A 3,901-nucleotide genomic window follows, 5' to 3' on the forward strand; every position below is an offset into this window, starting at 1 on the left:
TGCGCGCCTTGGCGGCGGGGCCGTCCTCTTTCCACAATCGCCCGTTGCGCCGTACCGGAATGATTGCTTCTGCGTCCCGGGCAATGATGGCGGCGTGGCACCTGCGAGTGTCATAAGCGCCATCAGCGGTCACGGTGCCGATCTGCTCGTCTTCGGGGATCTGCTCCAGCAGGTCCGGCAGGACAGGGCTGTCGCCGTCCCGGCTGGGTGTGAACTCGACCGCCCGGATGTCGGATGTGGTGGTGTCCATGGCCAAATGCACCTTGCGCCATTGACGCCTGCGGCTGGCTCCATGGTAACCGTCCGGTCTGCCCGCACTGACGGTGGTCGTTAGTGATGGATAATGTCCATTAGCGAACAAATGGACATTATCGGAGTGGAACATGTCGAAGCGGCGCAGGCGTCGGACTTGGTCTGAAGACGAGAAGCGCATGATTTGCGCGCAGACGCGGGTGCCGGGTGTATCGGTTGCCCAAGTTGCACGGCGCTACGATGTAAATGCCAATCAGGTCTTCAACTGGCTGAAAGAGCCCCGGTTTGCGTCCGAGGCTGAAGAAGAACCCGTCACCCGGTTCCTGCCGGTTGAAGTTCTGGACGCTGAGCCTGCTTCAGCCCCGCCAGATGCCGGAGCGCAGATCGAGGTGGAGCTTGCCAACGGCCACCGCCTGAAGGTTCAGGGCGGCTTTGATCCCGATGTGCTCGCCGCATTGATCCGGAAGCTGGCTTCGTGATCCCGGTTCCGGCAAGCACGAAGATCTGGCTGGCCGCCGGTGTCACGGACATGCGTAAAGGGTTCGGCGGGCTGTCGGCTCTGGTCGAGAAGGTGCTGGCCGAAGATCCTTTCTGCGGGCACCTGTTTGTATTCCGGGGCCGACGGGGAGACCTTTTGAAGGTCATCTGGTGGGATGGCCAGGGGGCGTGCCTGTTTTCCAAGCGGCTGGAACGGGGGCGGTTCGTCTGGCCCGCCGCCAAAGACGGTAAGATCAGCCTGACACCGGCTCAGTTGTCGATGCTTCTGGAAGGGATTGACTGGCGGTTGCCGCAGAAGAGCTGGAAGCCACTGACCGCTGGGAATTATCCCGCAATTGCAGAGCCGTAGGATTCCCATTCCGCCATAGCCGGAGTATATTCCGGCCCATGCTGGATGCGCCCAAAACACTGCCTTCCGATCCCGGTGAACTCCGCGAGACAGCGGAGGGTTTGCTTGATCTGGTGAAGGCGCAGGCGCTGAGGATCGCCAAGCTGGAACACCAGCTTGCGGGGCATAACCGGCACCGGTTCGGCTCAAAGTCGGAAAGTCTGGATCAGCTTCAGCTCCGTCTGGAGGAAGAAGAAACAGCGGCAGCGCAGGTTGCCGGCGAAGACGTTCCTGACGGTGATGCCGAAGGGCAGAAGGTCAAACCCAAGCGCAAGCCGCTGCCGCCCGAACTGCCCCGGATTGATCAGGTTCTGACGCCCGGCGAAGCCTGCAAATGCGGCGGCAAGCTGCGGACCATTGCCGAAGATGTGACGGAAGAGCTGGAATATGTGCCGGGCCGGTTCGTGGTGAACCGTATTGTCCGCCCGAGAATGGCCTGCCGGGATTGCGACCGGATCGTTCAATCTGCGCTGCCATCGCGTCCGATTGAACGGGGCCGTCCTGGTCCCGGCCTTTTGGCGCATGTGCTGGTCAGCAAATATGCCGACCACTGCCCCCTGTACCGCCAATCCCAGATCTACGCCCGCGAAGGGATCGATCTGGACCGTTCCACACTGGCGGATTGGGTCGGCCGGTCTGCGGCGCTGCTGGAACCCTTGGCTGATGCCATCGGCCGTCACGTGCGGGCTGGCCAGGCCATCTTTGCGGATGATACCCCAATCAAAATGCAGGCCAAGGGCAAGTGCGCGACAGCCCGCGTCTGGACCTATGTGCGGGATGAACGCCCTTGGGGCGGAGCTGATCCGCCTGCCGCCTGGTACCAGTTCACATCTAATCGCAAAGGCGAGCATCCCTCAGCGCATCTGGCCAATTACAAAGGCTGGATGCACGCGGATGGCTATTCCGGCTTCAATGACCTGTACCGCTCTGGCGCTGTCAGCGAAGTTGCCTGCATGGCGCATATCCGCCGCAAGTTCGTCGATGTGTTCCAATCGCAGGGGCTGGCCGTTGCTGAAGAGGCGATCCGCCGGATTGCTGAGCTATATGCCGTGGAAAAGGACGCCCGCGGATTGCCACCGCAGGATCGTGTCCAGCTGCGCCAGTCACGGTCAAAGCCGCTGCTCGATGATTTGGAGGCCTGGCTCGCCGCACAGCTGGCCCGCATTCCGGGAAAATCCGAACTGGCCAAGGCCATCCGCTATGCTTTGACGCGGATGAAGAAACTGAGCCCTTATCTGGATCATGGCATCCTGGAACTCGACAACAATTCCGCGGAGCGGGCGATGAAGCCAATTGCCATAGGCCGCAAGAACTACCTTTTTGTCGGCTCAGAAGGCGGCGGCAAAGCTGCCGCCATCGCCTATACCCTGATCGAAACCGCCAAGATGAACAGCGTAGATCCGCAGGCCTGGCTGACCTGGGTTCTGGCCCAGATCGCGGATCATAAGATCACACGCCTGAACGAGCTCATGCCATGGCGCTACGCTGCTATCGCAGCGTAGCAGGGACCACAGGATCTGGGCCAGAGCGCCTTCGCCGGACGGTCACAAAAGAACGCGGGGGTTGAAACAATATCCGGTCCAAACCATACAAGATCGAAGCTACAAAAGAGCTTTCCAATATGGCTGATACCCCTACCACCCGCACTTTGGCAGTCTATCGCGCCGTTGCGCATAGCGGCCCGGTGGTTTTGAACGACTTACAGAATATTCTGCCCCAGCTTTCCCGTATGGGCATTTGGCGCGCGTTGAACAATCTGCGGGACGCAGGATGGGTCAGATTGCGGCTGGGTGATAATGCTTGGCTGATCACACATGCCACTCAGGACATGCTCAACGACGCATGCCTCCCGCCGCGTGCGGTTGAAGAATTGTCTGCGCGCCTGCCACAAATCACGCGGAAACAGACGCTCATCCTGTGCGCCTTCACCGAACGGGGGCGGCTTGAGATTGTTGAGTCGACAGACAAGTCCCTTATGGGTGAGGTGTTGCCCCTGATAGGTGAACCGGCGGCCTTTGCCGCCCTGGGGATCAGCACCGAGGCCGACATGCTGCGCCATCTGAATGCCTGGATCTCATCCACGGCGGATGCCGAAGAACGTGCGCTGGTCAAATCGGGCGGTCTTACGCAGGGGCTGCGTGCCGCGCGGCAAAATCCGGCACTGAAAACTGCGCAGGGTTATGCCATACCCTATCGCGCTGCAGATGACAGCATTGCCGTTGCCTGGATAGAGACACGCGCGACGTGACTCACACCTTACTGAGACATTGCGCCACCCAGATTTGATCACCGACCACGCGATACACCAGACGGTGGCGATGGGTCAGCCTGCGTGACCACCATCCGTTCAAGGGGGAGGCCAAAGCACAAGGTCGCCCGATCCCGTCATAGGGCGTGCGGCAACAGGCGTCCAATAGCTGATCCAGCCGGGCAGACAGGGCAGGTTCGGCCCGTTGCAGGGTCAGATAATCCTCCCAGACCGGTGCGGCAAAGCGCAGCTTTCTCATTCCTGCTTCCCGACCTCTGCCGCAGGCAACCCGTCTGACAGGTCGCGCAGCGCTTCGACCAACTGGCGGATATTCGCCTCAGATCCCAAAAGATGCTGCGTTTCCAACAATGATTCGTATTCAGCAAGGGAAAGAAGCACGGCAGCGGGCTTACCCCCGGACCGGGTGATCACGATCGGGATACAATCCTGCGTCGCGCGATCTATTGTCGCCGCCAATTCCTGGCGGACCTCTGAAAACTTCATCACGTCCATGG

Annotated in this window: 6 protein-coding genes and 1 pseudogene; 4 read left to right on the plus strand and 3 right to left on the minus strand. The window is 60.5% G+C overall.

Annotated elements, in window-relative coordinates; translation table 11 throughout:
* Positions 1 to 295, minus strand: a pseudogene (locus tag ACP151_RS21040) (transposase); the annotation flags it as partial.
* 88 nt (positions 296 to 383) lie between these two features.
* Between ACP151_RS21040 and tnpA the strand changes: the two are divergent.
* The 4 genes from tnpA to ACP151_RS21060 all read left to right on the plus strand — a co-directional run bounded on the left by tnpA (position 384) and on the right by ACP151_RS21060 (position 3,386).
* Positions 384 to 731, plus strand: coding sequence for an IS66-like element accessory protein TnpA (tnpA, locus tag ACP151_RS21045; RefSeq protein ID WP_424980759.1), 348 nt, complete (start codon positions 384 to 386; stop codon positions 729 to 731).
* Positions 728 to 1,099, plus strand: coding sequence for an IS66 family insertion sequence element accessory protein TnpB (tnpB, locus tag ACP151_RS21050; protein WP_424980760.1), 372 nt, complete (start codon positions 728 to 730; stop codon positions 1,097 to 1,099). Before tnpA ends, tnpB begins: the two co-directional genes overlap by 4 nt.
* A 38-nt stretch (positions 1,100 to 1,137) precedes the next feature.
* Positions 1,138 to 2,640 carry an IS66 family transposase gene (gene tnpC / locus ACP151_RS21055; RefSeq protein WP_424980761.1) on the plus strand — a complete coding sequence of 501 codons (1,503 nt, stop codon included), beginning with the start codon at positions 1,138 to 1,140 and terminating at the stop codon, positions 2,638 to 2,640.
* A 119-nt stretch (positions 2,641 to 2,759) separates the two neighbouring features.
* On the plus strand, positions 2,760 to 3,386 hold the full coding sequence (locus tag ACP151_RS21060) for a hypothetical protein (RefSeq protein ID WP_424980762.1): 627 nt from the start codon (positions 2,760 to 2,762) through the stop codon (positions 3,384 to 3,386).
* Position 3,387: 1 nt separating this feature from the next.
* Here ACP151_RS21060 and ACP151_RS21065 read toward each other — a convergent pair whose 3' ends face one another.
* Both ACP151_RS21065 and ACP151_RS21070 read right to left on the minus strand, forming a co-directional pair.
* Positions 3,388 to 3,645, minus strand: a complete 258-nt coding sequence (locus tag ACP151_RS21065; protein WP_424980763.1) for a Txe/YoeB family addiction module toxin — start codon at positions 3,643 to 3,645, stop codon at positions 3,388 to 3,390.
* A partial coding sequence (locus ACP151_RS21070; protein ID WP_424980764.1) for a type II toxin-antitoxin system Phd/YefM family antitoxin occupies positions 3,642 to 3,901 on the minus strand: 260 nt, incomplete at its 5' end. The genes ACP151_RS21070 and ACP151_RS21065, both read right to left, overlap by 4 nt.

The sequence above is a fragment of the Leisingera sp. S232 genome (assembly GCF_049800895.1).
Classification (GTDB): Bacteria; Pseudomonadota; Alphaproteobacteria; order Rhodobacterales; family Rhodobacteraceae; genus Leisingera.

Coding starts and splice junctions, on each gene's coding strand:
- tnpA (WP_424980759.1), top strand. CDS start 384: ATGTCGAAGCGGCGCAGGCGTCGGACTTGGTCTGAAGACGAGAAGCGC.
- tnpC (WP_424980761.1), top strand. CDS start 1,138: ATGCTGGATGCGCCCAAAACACTGCCTTCCGATCCCGGTGAACTCCGC.
- ACP151_RS21060 (WP_424980762.1), top strand. CDS start 2,760: ATGGCTGATACCCCTACCACCCGCACTTTGGCAGTCTATCGCGCCGTT.
- ACP151_RS21065 (WP_424980763.1), bottom strand. CDS start 3,645: ATGAGAAAGCTGCGCTTTGCCGCACCGGTCTGGGAGGATTATCTGACC.